This window comes from Betaproteobacteria bacterium, assembly GCA_016720925.1.
Taxonomy (GTDB): Bacteria; Pseudomonadota; Gammaproteobacteria; order Burkholderiales; family Usitatibacteraceae; genus UKL13-2.
Genome location: JADKJR010000004.1, coordinates 358,407 through 374,524, shown reverse-complemented (window position 1 = coordinate 374,524; position 16,118 = coordinate 358,407). Strand labels below are relative to the sequence as shown.

9 protein-coding genes and 1 pseudogene are annotated in these 16,118 nt (G+C 60.9%); all 10 read right to left on the bottom strand.

Annotated features, from left to right (window positions below; all coding sequences use genetic code 11):
• Positions 1-134: 134 nt before the first annotated feature.
• Positions 135-2,597, bottom strand: coding sequence for a hypothetical protein (locus IPP88_07930; GenBank protein MBL0122653.1), 2,463 nt, complete (start codon positions 2,595-2,597; stop codon positions 135-137).
• A gap of 157 nt (positions 2,598-2,754) precedes the next feature.
• Positions 2,755-5,319: a choice-of-anchor D domain-containing protein gene (locus IPP88_07925; protein MBL0122652.1), complete on the bottom strand. Its 2,565-nt coding sequence runs from the start codon at positions 5,317-5,319 to the stop codon at positions 2,755-2,757.
• The gene (locus IPP88_07920; GenBank protein MBL0122651.1) at positions 5,247-5,798 is read right to left on the bottom strand and encodes a hypothetical protein; all 552 of its coding nucleotides are present in this window, start codon (positions 5,796-5,798) and stop codon (positions 5,247-5,249) included. The genes IPP88_07925 and IPP88_07920 overlap by 73 nt, the downstream gene beginning before the upstream one ends.
• Before the next feature lie 22 nt (positions 5,799-5,820).
• The gene (locus tag IPP88_07915) at positions 5,821-6,612 is read right to left on the bottom strand and encodes a tail fiber domain-containing protein (protein ID MBL0122650.1); all 792 of its coding nucleotides are present in this window, start codon (positions 6,610-6,612) and stop codon (positions 5,821-5,823) included.
• A 595-nt stretch (positions 6,613-7,207) separates the two neighbouring features.
• Positions 7,208-7,288: pseudogene (locus tag IPP88_07910) on the bottom strand (bclB domain-containing protein).
• Between the two features lie 763 nt (positions 7,289-8,051).
• Positions 8,052-9,995, bottom strand: coding sequence for a hypothetical protein (locus IPP88_07905; protein MBL0122649.1), 1,944 nt, complete (start codon positions 9,993-9,995; stop codon positions 8,052-8,054).
• 305 nt (positions 9,996-10,300) lie between these two features.
• Positions 10,301-12,253 carry a collagen-like protein gene (locus tag IPP88_07900; GenBank protein ID MBL0122648.1) on the bottom strand — a complete coding sequence of 651 codons (1,953 nt, stop codon included), beginning with the start codon at positions 12,251-12,253 and terminating at the stop codon, positions 10,301-10,303.
• A 211-nt stretch (positions 12,254-12,464) separates the two neighbouring features.
• Positions 12,465-12,716, bottom strand: coding sequence for a hypothetical protein (locus IPP88_07895; GenBank protein ID MBL0122647.1), 252 nt, complete (start codon positions 12,714-12,716; stop codon positions 12,465-12,467).
• 295 nt (positions 12,717-13,011) lie between these two features.
• The gene (locus IPP88_07890) at positions 13,012-13,473 is read right to left on the bottom strand and encodes a hypothetical protein (GenBank protein ID MBL0122646.1); all 462 of its coding nucleotides are present in this window, start codon (positions 13,471-13,473) and stop codon (positions 13,012-13,014) included.
• Between the two features lie 320 nt (positions 13,474-13,793).
• On the bottom strand, positions 13,794-16,112 hold the full coding sequence (locus IPP88_07885) for a serine/threonine protein kinase (GenBank protein ID MBL0122645.1): 2,319 nt from the start codon (positions 16,110-16,112) through the stop codon (positions 13,794-13,796).
• Positions 16,113-16,118 lie beyond the last annotated feature (6 nt).

Sequence of the window (16,118 nt, the reverse complement as noted above, 5' to 3'; positions counted from 1 at the left end):
CAAACACCAGCACTGGCGCGGCTCCTACGGTCTTTATGACCGGAACGACGCGCCAGTGCTGGTGTTCTCATTACTTTCTCTTTGGCATCAAGTTGAATGGTCTGAGACTCACCCGTCAACCCCATTTCCCTTGCTCACGGCGCGGGCTTGTGAAACAGAACCAGGCCGGTGGTCACGACCGCGTTATCCGATCCTGACGATTCCTGGTTTGTGAAATCCTTGGTCGCAAAGATGTCTCCGGCAACAATCGTCCAGTTACGAATGGCCATGGCATAAACGGGATCAATAAAAGCATTGGCCCAGGTACCAAATCCGTTGTTGACCCAGTTTTCGTTTTCCTGACTCGTCGAGCTGGGAGCTTCGCAGCCTGACGATCCCGCAAAGAATGTGGTCAATGTATAGCCCGATCCGGCGCCATTCGGCACGACGGCCGGGGTGAAAAAGAAATCCTTTACCGTCGCACGCTGCGCGACACTGCCTTCGTTTGGCTCGAATCCCAGCGCGCCCAGCATGCCCGCGCCGATGCGCTGCACACCGGACACCTGGGCGCATGAATGCGGGTAATTCACGTCATAGGCGCGCGAGATGAGCGGATCGGGACCCGCCTGGCTGGAGGCAATATAGCCGGGACCAAAAAGAGCAGCACCGATGTTGAACGGCAGTTTCACCCGCGATTCGACCGTTTCGACAATCGTATGGGCCGTCACATCCACGCCGTCGGAATAGTCCAGCCGCGAATTCACCTGCAACTCAAAATTCAGGCATTTGCCGACAGCCGCTTCCGCGTCTTGCAACCAGACTGGTCCCGGCTCCACAACGACGCCCAGCAGTTCCGCCTGACGCCTCACCCCCAGGTAATACGGCAGGATGCGCGTGATGATGTGATTGTCGCGGCAGAGCGCGTATTCCTCGCGGGTACAGGCGCCCGTGGCGGCTGCCATGACCGGGAGGATGGTGTCCCCAAAATTGCCTTCCGCGAAACCCAGCAACTGTTTCTGGCGCTCGAAGCCGAGCACGGTTTGCAGGGCAAGCCGTCCCGCTGCGCAGCTTGTTCCCGCGGCGGCAATGCGCGGCTGGACCACCTGCTCATCGAACAGCTTGAAAAGATCATCCAGCACCAGAATGCCATCGGAGTCGGCCCCCAGCAATTGCTTCTGACGTTCTTGTGACAGCCGCTCGCCCGCGAGACTTCCCAGGCGCTCTTCCGCATCGCCGCCCAGGCGGTGACGCACGGGCGCCAGCGTGGCATTCATGCCGGTGGTCGCGAGCAATAGCGCATAGCCGCTGAAGTGCAGCAACTTCAACTTGACGACTGCGGAGGTGGGATCGATCGCCGCGAGCGACACCACACTTTGCGTGCCGCTCCAGCCGATGGGCAATTGGCGGGCAATCGGCACACTCGCACCTGCGGGCGGCGTGATGGTCAGAGTGACGAAGTTATGGAATGTTGCCCCGGCGGGTCCAAGCTCCACGCCGTACGCCGCATCCTTGGGAAGATCCGGGCTATCAAGGCTCGCGGCCGGTGTCATGCTGATTGCGGTTGGCTCCAGCAACGCATCCGCGGGTACAACAAGCGTATACACCGTTCCATCCGCGCCGGTGACCGTGATGGTTCCGCCCGTGACGGGAATTGTCTGGGTGACGGTACGCGCGGTGTCGGGCACGGCCGTCACGCGTAACGGATTGGCGTCCACCTGAAACGCTTCCGCTCCCATGAAGTTTGCGACCGCGGATTTGGCGGCGTTCATGGTGGTATTGCAGGTGTGCGTGGTCGTGCCGACACATGCGCCGCCCCACATCGTGAAGGCAGAACCAGTAGCGGCGGTGGCGGTCAGCGTGACCACGGTGCCGGACGTGTAGCTTTCGCTGCAATCCGCGCCGCAATCGATACCCGGCGACGCGCTGCTCACCGACCCGGCGCCGGGACCGGTCTTGCTCACATTCAGCATCATCCCGGTTGGCACGATCGCCTCGGGTAATGTGCGCGGCGAGCGGCTCTTGACCGCGCTGATATCCGCGGCGGTGATCACGCCGGTGGCGTTGAGGTCGAACCGAAGATTGGACGCATCGACGCCCTGCCCGGCGTGCGCTTTCATTTGCGCAATATCGCTCGTGGCTACCGACCGTGAGTTGTTCACGTCGCCAATCAGGAAGCCCAGCGAGACGCTGAAATCCACGCCGTTGACATTCGGCAGCGTTACCTTCACGCGCTTGTTGTCAGGCACACCGGTGAGAGTCACGACAACTTCGTTGTTGCTGCCGGGAACGGCCGATGAGATCACGACGGGCGCGCCCGCCTCGTCGACGGCGGTGGGCACGCCGAAGGTGACGGGCACATCGAACTGGAACACGATCTGGTGGCCGGCGCCGATGGCGCGCGATTCAACGGTGACCGCGCCGCCAATGTTCTGCGAGGTGTCGATGGGCAAGTCGTGGAGGTTGCGCCATGCGCTTTGCGCGATTGCACGGCCGTGAGGGTGAGCGCGTCGGCAACCATGGCGGCAGAAGTGAGCGCCAAGAAGAACGCCGCACAACGCGAATCGCCGAATCGCGACGCTGCGAACGCCTTTTGGCGTCATATGAATTGTGGTGTGCATGGCGCGCTCCAAAAAAACTTAGGTCCCGACATCGGTCATATGGCGGGCAAGCTGCGCTTTGCCCACCCTACATTGCGTAAAGCGCAAGCACTGGCGCGGCTCGCTGGCCAACAATGCTCCATACGCCGCGCCAGTGCTTGCTGTTCATGGATTTTTCCTATGGCAATACCGTCCCATTCAGAACTTTGGAAACAATCACGTCCACCGCCGTGATGCGCCCGGAAACGGAAATGTCGTGCAGGAAATTGGACGCGTTGGCAAGTTGACCGGCGCGTGCCTTGATGCGACTGGTGTCCTGCGCATTGACATTGCGGCTGTTGTTCACATCCCCAAGCAGGAAGCCCAATACGGTTCCGACGTTCACACTGCCGTTCACGCCCAAGAGCGTTACCGCGACGCGCCGCGCATTCAGGTTGCCGGTCAGCGTGACAATCACTTCATTGCCCAGACGCGCGTGAGTGCCAGTTGTGATACTGGCCCCGGTTGAATCGGTGACCGTCAGGAATCCTTCGTTGTTGATCGGCCCGTCAAACTTGAAAACAATCTGGTGCCCCGCACCCATGAAGCGTGGCTCCACAGTAACGTTACCCGTGACGAATTGCCCACTATCGAGTACCAACTCGTAAGAACCGGCAATGCCGTGCGTTTTTCTGGACACGGCCTCGATAAACGTGACGGCATTGGCCGCGATCGTGATTGAGAGCGGCAACGTGCCGGTGCCACCGCCATTGGTCGCTGAGAGCGTTACGTTAAAAGTGCCGCTCTGCGTCGGCGTGCCGCTGATCACCCCGGTGACGGTGTCGAGGGTGACTCCACTTGGCAGCGCGCCGGAAACACCGTAGCTGCTCGCCACCGCGTTGGTGAGGATCTGGTAGCTGAATGGCGTATTGACGACGCCGTTCGCGGTGCCGCTGCTGACGATGCCGGGCGCACCGATTGGCAACACTGTCACCGTTGCCGACGCCGGGCCGGTTCCTGCTGAATTGGCGGCCGTGACCGAGCAGTTATAGCCGACGAAGTTTGTCAGGTTCGTCACCGTAATTGGCGATGTGAGCGCGGTCGCCGTGCGGGTGATTGCCGCGATCGAACTGCAGGTCGCGGTATAACCCGTGATTGCACTGCCGCCGTTGTTCGCCGGTGCGGTGAAGTTGATCGTCACCTGGCCGTTGCCCGATGTTGCCGTGCCGATCGTCGGCGCGCCGGGAACCGCGGCGGCGGGGCTACCGATGAATATGCCGAACCCGTTTGGCTGGCTTCCGATCGGCACGTTGTGGAGTACGGTGTTGGTCGATGTATCGATTACCGCGACGTTATTGTCGAGCCGGTTCGCCACGTAGAGGTGCGTGCCATCGGCGTTGACAGCAATGCCGACCGGCTGCTGTCCCACCGCGATCGGCGGAGATTCAGTGTAATTGACGGGATCGATCACCCTGACGGTGCCGTTGCTGCCGCTGGCATCGACCAGATACACACGCGTGCCGTTTGGATGGACGGCGACACCCACTGGCGCGACGCCAAACGCCAAATGGGCAAGCAGGAAGTTGTTGGCCGTGTTGATGATCGAGATGCCGCCTCCGCCATTGGCTACGAATACGCGCGTGCCACTAGCATTGATGGCGACCCCCATCGGGTTGGAACCGACCCCCAGCAGGATTGGCAGCACCGTGTTATTCGTGGCATCGATGACGGAGACGTTATTGCTACCCTTGTTCGACACATACACGCGGGTGCCGTCCGGCGTCACGGCGATGCCGAACGGGTTGGTGCCCACCGTCAACGTCGCGATCACGGTGTTGCCGACTGTTTCGATCACCGAGACGCTGTTGCTGGAATTGGCCACGTACACGCGCGTGCCATCGGGGCTGACGGCGATGCCATTCGGGGAAGTACCCACCGATACTGGTGCGATAACGGTATTGCTGGATGTATCGATCACCGAGACGCTGTCGTTGCCCGGATGGGTCACGTAGACGCGCGTGCCGCCCGGGTTGACGGCCACGCCGTACGACGGCGAACCGACCGCAATGGTGGCGACCACGGTGTCGGTGGAGGTATCGATTACCGAAACGTTGTTGCTGTTCTGGCTGGTGATGTAGGCAAACGATCCCGATGGCGCGGCGGCGCCGGTGCCTGTCAGCGAGATGGCATGCGGACTGCCCGCGGCATTGCTCGGGATCGTGAGCGTGCCGGTGGCGGCCCCGGTTGCGACGGGCGTGAAGGTCACCGAAATGGCGCAGTTGCCCGACGGGACCACTGACGCACAGCTGTTGGCGCCAATCGCAAACGGGCCCGAGATGACCGGGGTTGCGATAGTCAGGGTCGATGTGCCGGTGTTGGTGATGGTCAGCGTTTGCGCGGCGCTGGTGGTCGATACCGCCTGCGATGCAAAGGTCAGCGTGGTCGCGCCGGGGCTGAATGTAGGCGTTCCGCCGCCGGTCGAGATTGTCGCCGTGCCGCTCAATTCCACGCGCAGGCCATTCGGGCATCCCTGATCCGCGGTGACAAAATCGAGCGTGTTCACGCCCGCGATGAATCCGCTGTTGATGGTGAATGTCTGGAACGGGTTGTAGCCCGGCTGTGTGGCGCCAATGCTCGTGCCATTGAGGCGAATCGCCGTGCCCTGATTGTCCACGGCCCATTTACCTTGAATCACTGCCGTCGCGGGATCGAATCCGGTGAGGTCAACCAGCGTGCGATAGGTATAGGTGCCGCCGCATTGCACGGAATGGCGCCCGGGTAGGCCTGATTGGCCGACGGTGCGATCCATTTCGAGTCAGGCCCCTGTGCGATCCAGTAACCATCGGCAATCTGTGACGTGACGATGGCATTCGGCCCCGGCAGCGATGGCTCCGCGCTGGCAATTAGCGTGTAATGCGGGTCCACGCTGCCGCCGGGCAGCAATGTGCAATCAGCCGCGACGCCTGTGTTGAATACGGGAAGGTTTCCGGTGGTACTGGTCGCCACCGGAATCGCCAGCAAACCCGTTGTCACCGCAAAGTTGGTACTCGATTGTGCCGCCGGACTGAACGGCTGTCCCACCGACGCGCGGACATTGAAACCGGTGGAAGTCATATCACCAACACCGGCGTTGACGGCGAATGCGGGACTCTTGAAATTGGCGCTCGCTTGCGCAATGGCAAGCGCAGGCATCAAGACCAGAATGCCCGCGAGCAAGAACCGGAATAAAGCAGTGGCGTTCATCATTGGCTCCGCATGGTTTGCACTAATCGAGTCCGAGTTTTCTCTTGATCGCGATGAGGTCGCGTCTCAGGGCATCGATTTCGCGGTCTTTGGTTTGCACGAGGACGCGCAGGCTCTCGATGGCACGATGCTGCTTCTGCACTTCGTTCAACAGCATCGGCGGCAGGTGCTGGTACATCACCGTCTCGATCTGCCCGTCGGCGGAGTGTGCAACCAGGCCCGGATAGACCTCGGCGACTTCCTCGGCGATGAGGCCGTACTGCAGCGATCGGCCTGCGGGGTTCTGGTCGGACTTGTAGAGAAAGGTCACCGGGCGCAGTTGCATGAGCGCGCTGCTGGCGGCATCCATGTCGGCGATGTTGTCTTTGAAGCGGCGGGAGGAGTTGACGGTACCGAGTTGGCCATCGCTCTCGATGAGAACCGGGATGGCGTGCCTGCTTGAGGGCTGGATGCCGCGGATTCCCGCGATGAAAGTGCGCTTTTGGAAAACGCGAATTAGTGCCAATGAATCACGGAAGGGGTCGCCAAAGGTGCCTATGTGATGGTATGTATATTGTCGCCCGCCATTGTGCAATGCCTGCAGCATTCCGAGCGCAATATTTCTGCTGCCGGTTGAGTTGTCGCTCAGCGCCCCTTTGCCAACGGCAGTATTTTCGCCGCCGGTCGAGTTGTTCTGCAACGCATCGCTGCCGAACGCGGTGTTGCTGCCGCCGCCCACGTTGGTATAGAGCGCGTGATATCCAAACGCGGTATTTACCGCTCCGGTCGTGTTCTTCTGCCGCGCCTGTGCCGCTGGCGGTATTTGCACCGGCATATGTTGCTCAGTCGCCTGATATCCGCTGGCGGAATTCCCAAGCCCTCGTGTTGTTCTTGAGTGATTCGAGGCCACTGGCAGTGTTGCCGCGACCAATCGAATTGGTCATGAGCGCGTTCACGCCGCTGGCGGTATTCTCGTGACCAATCGTATTGTTCTGAAGCGCATTTACGCCGTTGGCGGTGTTTCCGTGGCCGGTCGTATTGAAATAAAGCGCGCTGTGCTGCCGGTTGCGGATGTGTTGTTGCCGCGAGTTGCGGTCGAGTTGTATTCACGCCCAGCGCGGTGTTTGTTGCCGGACAGATTGGCCAGCAGCGCGCCAACACCGTTGGCGGTATTGTTGCTGCCGGTGGTGTTGCTTAGCAGCGCGCTGTGCCCGGTGGCCGTATTGTTGCCGCCGCTGGTGATCGGACAAGGCGTAAAGCCGCTGGCCGGTGTTGCTGCCGCCGTCAGTGCAAGATTGCCCGCGTTGATGCCGATGAAGGTGTTGCAGGTGCCGAAATTGTGGATGAACGCACTGGCCCCTGCCTTCATGATGTTGCCCTGGCGTCGCCGTGGATGCCGGCAGCGTCAGATTGGTGGCCGCATCCACTGAGCCTGCCGGACCTTGCGGACCGGTCGGCCCTGCCGGGCCGGTTGGCCCCAGGCCGATCGGGCCAACGGGACCTTGTGGCCCGGCCATTCCCGCCGCGCAGGTCCACGCCGACCCATTCCACTGCGGTATGTAGTTTGTCGTGCAGGCCACGGTTGGCAGAAGTTGTGTCGCAGCGAGCTGATTGCCGGCGATTGTTCCGGTGAGTTGCGAGGCGGGAATAGTCGCCCCCGCGGCCAACGCGTCGGCAGTCGCAGTTCGTAGCGCATACGGCACCGCGCCCAATGGCTGGCGCGTTGCCATTTCGGCATCGCTGTTGACTTGCAGGCTCAGAAAATACGGGACGTTGAACGGCAGGCTCAACGCTGAAACGCTGCCCAGCACCGCATTGAATACGCCATTCGTCACGCTGATATCAATTTGCTTTTCCTCCCAGACGGGTGTGCCGTCGACCGCTTTGGTATAGAGACGGAACGTGACATTGACCGCCGCATTTACCGGCTGGCTGGTGCTGTTGGTGAGGTAGCCCTGGTAGTTGATGGCCTGCGGGATTTGTGCGTGCGCTGCTCGCATTGCACTCCATGCGACGGCAATCACCAGGATCGGCAGGAATATCTTCAGGATTCGGGTGCGCATGGTGTCTCCAACTTCAGTCCGCTCACAAAACACAATTCAAGCATTGGCGGGGCTGTCCGGCCATTAATGCCTGAAACGCCGCGCCAGTGCTTGTGTTTGTGTTTGTGTTTGGTCAAGCCAGCACAACCAGGTGGCCGCAAGGCGTTTCATTCATTCAAACGAGATCGGCGCACAAATGCCGCCATGACAGCCCAGCGGATTGCGCGTGGCGCTAATCCATCGCAAGCCGCCTTCTGATGCCAAGCAGCTCAGCCTTCAACCGATCCATCTCGCCGGCCATGCCGCGCAATACCGCGACCTCGCTGGCCAGGCTCTGCAATCGCGCGATTTCTCGGTCTTTGTCCTCGATGAGTTTGTAGAGCCCCTGAATGGCGGCGAAGGCGACGCCACTGGCATCGACGACGCTGATGGATTTATCGCTGATCCCCAACCCGAACGCGGCATGAAAATCCTCCGCCATCGGCCCGACATGGCGCGCACCGCTTGTTTCAGATCGATAGCGCCATTGCGTCACCGGCAAACCGACAACGCGTTTCAATACGTCGAGCGGGTTCATGTTGATGAAATCAGTCTTGGTGTCGCGGGAACTGGTGCAAGTCCAGGTGCCGCTACCCGCCGCCATGTTGCAGCCGGTCAGTAGATTTGCGCTGGTGCGCAATTGCACACCGCCCGAAGCGCGGGCCATGAAGGCATTCGGGACTGCACAGTTAAATGGCGCGTCGGTGCTGTCGGCCCATGTGAAGCAGCCGTCGCTGTTTGCCTTGGCCTGGCGACCGGCGGCAAAGCTCATGCTGCCCAGCGCGGTGTTGCCCGAACCTCCGGGCACGGTTGCCGCGTAGCCGCTTGCGGCATTGCCTTCACCTCCGCCGACCGTCGCACTTTGATTACTGGCGACGCTCTGAAAGCCGGCGGCGAAACTGTATGAACCTGTTGCCTGGTTGTAGCCCCCGCCCGGCACGGTCGCACCGAAGCCGTAGGCTTTGTTGATTAGCCCTCCACCGATGGCCGCCGAGTTATTGGTGGCTTCATTGCCGGCGCCGCCGCTGATGGTCGCATCCTGGGAACTGATCGTGTTGACCCGCCCGCCACTGACCGTTGCATACAATCCCCGCGCGTAATTCGCGCTGCCTCCGCCCACGGTTGCGTAGGATTGGTCGGCAATATTCATCAGCACCGAGTCTTCGCCGCCTCCCGAGACGGTTGCGCCGACAATACCGGTGCCACCCGCGACATTTGCTGAATGACCCAGCGCAATATTGGGGCTGGTGGCGTTGGGTTCGATGCGCAGCGCCCGCAAGTTGTTGACCACGATTTCCACCGGCACCATCGTCGTCGTGCCCATTTTCGCGACCGTGCCAAGGCCGAATAGATTGCCGCCAAACTTGAAAAAATTGTTCTTCAGCACATTCGATTCGGGATCGATTTCAATGGTGCCGGTCGAAGTGATGGTGCCGCCGGTCAGGCCGCCGCCCGCGGTAATGCTCGTGACCGACCCCGGAACACCTTGCGGGCCAATTGGTCCAGTCGGACCCGCTGGCCCCGTCAAGCCAATCAAGCCTTGAATGCCTGGCGGCCCGGCAACGCCGGTGTCGCCCTTGGGGCCGGGCGTACCCACCCCACAGCTCCAGGCAGAACCGTTCCATATCGCCGTCTCGGCCGTTCCACAAGGCGTGGTGGGGAGAAGTTGCGTGGCGGCAAACTGGCCGGCGCCAATTGTTCCGGTGAGTTGCGATGTCGCAATGGTGGCGCCTGCCGCCAGCGTTTCCGCGGTCACCGCGCGCTGCGCATACGGCACCGCGCTCAACGGCTGGCGAACCGCCATCTCGGCATCACTATTGACTTGCAGGCTCAGGAAATACGGGACATTGAACGGGAGGCTTAACGCCGAGACGCTGCCCAGCACCGCGTTGAAAATGCCATTGCTTACGCCTATGCCGCTTTGCGTTTCGGTCCATACCGGCGATCCGGTTGATGCCTCCTTGTAGAGGCGGAACGTGATACTTACCGCCGCATTCACCGGCTGGCTGGCACTGTTGGTGATGTAGCCCTGATAGTTGATGGTCTGCGGGATTTGTGCGTGCGCCGCCCGCATTGAAAACCATGCGATGGCGATCACCAGGATTGGCAGAAAGGATTTCAGGATTCGGGTGCGCATGGTGTCTCCAATCTCGGTCGGTCGACAAGGCAAAACTCAAGCATTGGCGCGGATATCCGGCCATTAATGCCTGAAACGCCGCGCCAGTTCTTGTGTTTACCCAAGTCAGCACAATGCAGCCGCCGCAAGGCGTTTCATTCATTCAAACGAGATCGAGCGGCAAAAGCCGACAGGACATTTTTCTTGATTGAACATGCGCAGATGCATTGCGGCCTGCCTGGTCACTGCCGCGGTGTTACCCGAGCAGGGCGATCAACCCTTTCATCCACGCGAAACAACGGCGCAAATTCGTCCAACCCAAAGTTTTATCGCTGCCTGTAAGCCGCCACGCAGAACGTATTGGCGCACTTCGCCACCTTGAGGGAATTGGTGGTGCCATCGAAATATGAAATCACGGGCAGCCCATCGGTGCCGATATTGATGGATGGGTATCCGCCGGTACTTCCGACATCCCCCAAATCGCTGCTGCTGTTGGCAGCCGAACACGATACGTTGCCGCACTTCACCACTTTGAGGTTGTTGGCATCCATGTACGCAATCACAGGCAACCCGTCGACACCCGTAGTCATCGAGATTCCGCGGGGAACTCCAGCAACGAGCCCGAGATCGGCGACGACACCCGCTGCGACGCACGAGGGGACGCTGCATTTCGCCAGATTCAGGCTGCCCACACCTGCATCGACCTCCACGTACAAAAGTGTCGGCATTCCGTCGGCGCCAATAGTCAACAGGCTAATTGGGCTACTAAAAGCCTTGCCGCCGAACCCGGCCATCGTGCCCAGGATGTTACCGGTTGAACAGGCCGCATTGCCGCATCTTGCCAACCTGATACCGCCAACGGCGCGAAACGAAATCACCGGCAGCCCGTTGGCGCCGATTGCAATCGCGGCGTACGCACCCACGAACGCAACCGGGTCGACAGTGGTGACGGTGTTGCCCGCCGAACACGACGCATTGCCGCACTTCGCCACTTTAGGATCGGCGTTGGTGACGTCGTAGTAGGCAATCACGGGCAATCCATCCGCGCCAATGACAATCGAGGTGTAATGGCCTACGTCGCCCACCGTGTCCACGGCCGTGATCGTGTTGCCTGCAGTGCAAGCCGCATTGCCGCACTTCGCCACCTTGAGATCGCCATTGGTCATGTCGTAGTACGAAATCACCGGCAGCCCGTCGGCGCCGATGGTCATCGAGGTGTGCTGCCCCACAAACCCGGACGTGTCAACCGGGGTGATCGTGTTGCCCGCCGAGCAGGCCGCGTTGCCGCACTTGGTCACCTTGAGGTCACCATTATTGCTGTCGAAATACGAGATCACCGGCAATCCGTCGGCGCCGATGGTGAGCGAGCTATATGTGCCGACGCCCGCGGCGCTATCCGCGGCCGTCAGCGACGTCGCCTGCGGCGCCTGCACAATACTCGACTGCAAGAACATTCCCTGCAACTGCGGAAGCGTCAATATCGTGCCGGCGGGGCCTTGCGGACCGGCAGGCCCGGCCACGCCCGGAATGCCTTGCGGCCCGGCCGGGCCTGCGGGGCCTGGCGTGCCGGAACTGCATACCCAGCCCTTGCCGTCCCACTTTGAAATCTGATTCTCGGCGCAGGCATCTTTGGGAAGCAGTTGGGTGTCGAGCAGGCTGATCGTTCCGGTGGTGGTGATTGGTCCACCGGTCAGTCCCGCGCCGGTCGCGATGCTGGTGATGCCGCCGCCAGTCGCCGGCGCACAGATCCACGCCTTGCCATTCCACTGCGGGATTTCCTTGTCAGCGCATGCGGCGGTGGGCAGAAGTTGCGTCGCCGGCAACTGGGCACTGGCAATCGTGCCCGTGAGTTGAGAGGTCGCGACGGTCGCGACGGAAGCCAGCGCCTCGGCGGTCACGGCGCGCTGCGCATAAGGTACCGCGCTTAGCGGCTGACGAACCGTCATCTCGGCATCGCTGTTGACCTGCAAGCTGAGGAAGTATGGCGTGTTGAACGGAAGGCTGAACGGCGTGACGCTGCCCAGCACGGCGTTGTAGATGCCGTTGGTGACGCTCAAATTCGACTGCGTCTCCGTCCAGATAGCTGAGCCACCTGATGCCGCGGTGTATAGCCTGAAGGTCAGGTTCACCGGCGCGTTCACCGGCTGGCCGGCGGCATTGGTGAGGTAGCCCTGGTAGTTGATGGTTTGCGGAACCTGCGCGCGGCCTTCTCCCGCGACGAGGCAGACGAACGCGATTGCCAGAACGATTGCCAGTTTTTGAAAACCCTTCATGAACATGGTGTCTCCAATTTCAAAAAAAATGTGTCGCCGCAATCAACCAGACAACTCGCTTCCATCTCATTCCAGCGCGGGCGTGCAATTTCCGCCGGAAATGCGCGCCGCCTCGCACCCTTCATGACTCCCGGACTCGCGCGTCATTCGCCATACCGCATGACATGACCCATACGCACGCTCATCCGCGCCAGTGCTTGTGTTCTGCCTCGTACATCTACGGCCGCAGTGCCTGGCCTGCACGCGTCAGCGTGACCGTCGCCGCGGCATTAAGCGCGGCATCGAGCGCGGTCGCCGCACCTTCGGCGGTGATCGGGCTGTCAAATCGAAACACCATCACATGCCCAGCACCGATCGCGCGCGGTTCGACGCTAATCGCGCCGCTGATCGTCTGCGGCGCCGCCGCGATGGCCGGCGGCATCGACACTGCGATCACTGCGCAAAAGACGATTCGAGTCAGCGGGTTCATGCGTTGCCCATTCCGTTCTCTTTGAATTGCCCGTGACGGGACCAGGAAACAGTCGCCATACCCATTGAACGGAAGTTGGGCGGGGTTTCCGCCACAAGCGCCTGTCTGGAAACAGCATCGCGCAACGGATGGGTAGTGTTTGCCAGTCAAACTCAAGCACTGGAGTGGATTTCAGGTCATTATTGGCCTGTAAGCCGCACCAGTGCTTGTGTTTAGCGCCTGCAATGGTTGAGCTTCAGACGGTCGAGCAACGTCGCTGCATGCAAAGGCCCGCCCGCACGGCGACGGTGAACCGCTATTTGCCGTATTGCTTCTGCATATTCGCGACAAATGCGTCGCGTTCCTTGTCGGACATGTTGGCGATGTCGTTCATCGATTTGCCGTACATGGCTTTCATGGCCGCATCGCTTTGCTCCATGCCTGCCGCGTCGCCGCTTTTTTTCGACTGGCCCGCAGATTTCTTCATCGCGGCTTCAACGGCAGCAGCCTGATTCACGGTATCGGACTGGCGCTTGTTGTAGATGCGCTCGACATCGGCATCCGACTTGCCGACGGCATCCTTCCCGAGGTAGGCGCGCATGTGTTTCTGGCTGGCCTCGCGCATCTTTTTGTCGTGCGCGGCCTTGTCGCGTGCGACCCGTTCCTTATGCGCCTTTTGTTCGGCCTGGTCGCGGGCCTCGCGCACCGGATCCCAGTCGGCGCTGGCGTTAAGGGAAAAGACACTGGCGAGCAGGACAAACAGTATGTACTTTTTCATGGGTGGCCTCATTCGATGGTCGATGCGCCGGGGCTTCGCATAATGCCCCTGCATCTCACCAAACGGATTACGCTGGAAAATTCCGCCTCACGTCCGCAAATATTCAGGGGCAGAAGCCGGTCGGCCGGCGAAACGCGCACCTGTTATAGGCAAATTGCGCTTAACGCACGCCGAGCTTGTTCAATTCGGCGCGACAACGCGTGAGGCCCTCGCGGTATTCTGCTTCCTCGGTGCGATCCAGCAGCGAAACTTTTTTGACTTCATCCAACACTGCAACCGCGTCATTGAGCAACGGGCACGCCGCACTGAAACCTCGCGCCCTAATCGGATCGCCTTTTCAGTAGCGCCTTGCCGATAAGAAATCTTGGTATGCAAAGAGAGTCCGGCGAGGATGAGCATGCGGTCAGCCGCGTTTTTTCGTCTTTCGAAACCACCTTCCTGATCATCCGCAATGCGGTGGAAATTGCCTCCTCGGCCTCGACGTATTGACCGGACTTCTCCAGCAGGCGGGCAAGCAGCCCCGTTCCCAGCGCCAGCGAGCCGGCGTACTGAGTGTTGTCGGGATAATTCTGCACAAGCTTGGCACGTTGAGCGTTCGACTTCTTGCGAAACTCGATTCCTGTCGCAACCTTGGCGGGTGTCCGCTCGTCTCCCGAAAAAATACTGGCGGCGCGATCATAGATGGAAGCGAGCTGTTCCTGAACCGTCAAATCCATTGGGAATTCCTGCGCCAGCGCCTCAATCAGACCAATGGCCTTGGTGATCTGTTTTTCCGGCGTCATAACCGTGCCGGACTCGGTCAGATGCGGGTCATTTAGGTGGGTCAGATTGGCCTGTTCAGCGAGCAAACCGGCCACAAGTACGCGATCGGGCAGGCCTGTGCCGTTCATCGCAGCAACCAGTTCGGCCAGTTGCACGGCGGCCGCCATATTCTCCCGCCACCGGCCATCGAGCCGCAGTGCATAGGCGCGCGCGAGTGTCGTGCGAAGTGCCCGGTGCTCGCGCTGCACGCTGATATCCAGCGAGAGGCGGTCGCCGAGCGCCACAAATAGTACCTTGCTCTTCTCGTAATTGGCCAACGAATCGGACATCATTCCCAGGCTCGCCGCCATCGGGCCGCCCTGAATGTCGGCGATGCGGCGGTACGCGGCGGCAAGTTCCGCAGCGAGCTTCGGGTCCTTGTCGGACTCGCTGGCAAGGCTGTCCAGGTAATTCAACGCCGTCGCTACCAACGATTGCCTTGCCTTGAGCGCGCCGGCAAGGTGTTCGATTTCACGGTCAACATCGAACACAAAAGCGTTGGCGAGCTGCCTCACACTGGCAAAGTGCTTCTCTGCCCTCGCCTTTTCGGCCACCACGATCCGGCGCTGCTGTTCGACAAGCACCAGTCCGGCAATCATCGTCAATAGCACGGCTGCGGCAGCGGCGATTGGCAGCTTGTGTCGTGCGAAAGTGCGCGAGGCCAGGTAACGCCAGGTGCCTTCACGTGCTTTCACCGGCCGGCTTTCCAGGTGCCGCTGGATGTCGTCATCGAATTGCTCGACCGAGGCGTAGCGATTGGCCGGGTTCCTGCGCATTGCCTTCAGCAGTATGGCGTCCAGGTCACCGCCGACCTGCCGGGACAACAGCCTTGCCGTGGCAAGTCTGCGCTCGTTCGCCGCCGCAACCGTCATGGCCAGTGATGAGGGCACGGCGATCTCCTCCCCCAGCAGCGCGGCTTCCTTGAAGGCCCGGCCTTCGCGTACCGCGCGATACGGTGACAGGCCGGTGACCAGTTCGTGCAGGATCACGCCGAGTGCGTAGACGTCGGTGCCGGTGCTGATGACGCCATCGGCTACCTGTTCGGGCGCAGCGTAGCGCAGGGTCATTATCCGCCCGCCCATCTGCGTGAGGTCGGCCGCCGCATTCGCGTCGGCGCCGTCGTCAATCAGTTTGGCAATGCCGAAATCCAGTAACTTCACCTGCCCGCTTTGGTCGATGAGGATGTTGGCCGGTTTGAGGTCGCGGTGGACGACGAGGTGGTGATGCGCATGCGCGACGGCGGCGAGTATCTGCTGGAACAGTTTCAGGCGCTCCGTGATCGGCAATTTGCCTTTTTTGGCAAACTCGATGAGCGAATCACCTTCGATGCATTCCAGCGCCAGATAGGGTTGTCCGCGGCTGCCTTCTTCGTCGCTGACGCCGGCATCGAATAATTTTGCGATATTCGGATGCGTGAGTTTGGCCAGGATGTCGCGTTCGCGGCGCAGGCGTTCGCGCCAGACGTCGCTATGCAGGTAAACCGTCGGTAGTTTGAGCGCGACGTCGCGCTCGATCCGGCCATCCGCCTGATTGGCCAGCCACACTTCGCCCATGCCGCCACGCCCGAGCACGCGTACCAGGCTGAACGGGCCGACCCGTTGGCCGGCGGTAAACGCGCTCGACGTTGGCGGGGATGATGCCAGCCTTGGCACCGTCTCCAGTTCCTGCGAGCGCTCGGCGCGGTCGTGCGCGGCCAGCATTTTTCTGACGAGTGGCGAGAGTTGCGGATGGGTTTGGTCGAGATTCTGCAGCCACGCCGCGCGCGCGACATCGTCCATGTCGAGCGCATCGGTCAGCAGCGGGTCGATCTGGCGCCAGAGTTCGGGGGAAATGTTCATACGAGT

Bases quoted from the DNA above. Each gene is read 5' to 3' on its own strand.
- IPP88_07930 (MBL0122653.1), bottom strand. From the start codon at position 2,597: ATGCACACCACAATTCATATGACGCCAAAAGGCGTTCGCAGCGTCGCG.
- IPP88_07920 (MBL0122651.1), bottom strand. From the start codon at position 5,798: ATGAACGCCACTGCTTTATTCCGGTTCTTGCTCGCGGGCATTCTGGTC.
- IPP88_07915 (MBL0122650.1), bottom strand. From the start codon at position 6,612: ATGCCGGTGCAAATACCGCCAGCGGCACAGGCGCGGCAGAAGAACACG.
- IPP88_07905 (MBL0122649.1), bottom strand. From the start codon at position 9,995: ATGCGCACCCGAATCCTGAAATCCTTTCTGCCAATCCTGGTGATCGCC.
- IPP88_07900 (MBL0122648.1), bottom strand. From the start codon at position 12,253: ATGTTCATGAAGGGTTTTCAAAAACTGGCAATCGTTCTGGCAATCGCG.
- IPP88_07895 (MBL0122647.1), bottom strand. From the start codon at position 12,716: ATGAACCCGCTGACTCGAATCGTCTTTTGCGCAGTGATCGCAGTGTCG.
- IPP88_07890 (MBL0122646.1), bottom strand. From the start codon at position 13,473: ATGAAAAAGTACATACTGTTTGTCCTGCTCGCCAGTGTCTTTTCCCTT.
- IPP88_07885 (MBL0122645.1), bottom strand. From the start codon at position 16,112: ATGAACATTTCCCCCGAACTCTGGCGCCAGATCGACCCGCTGCTGACC.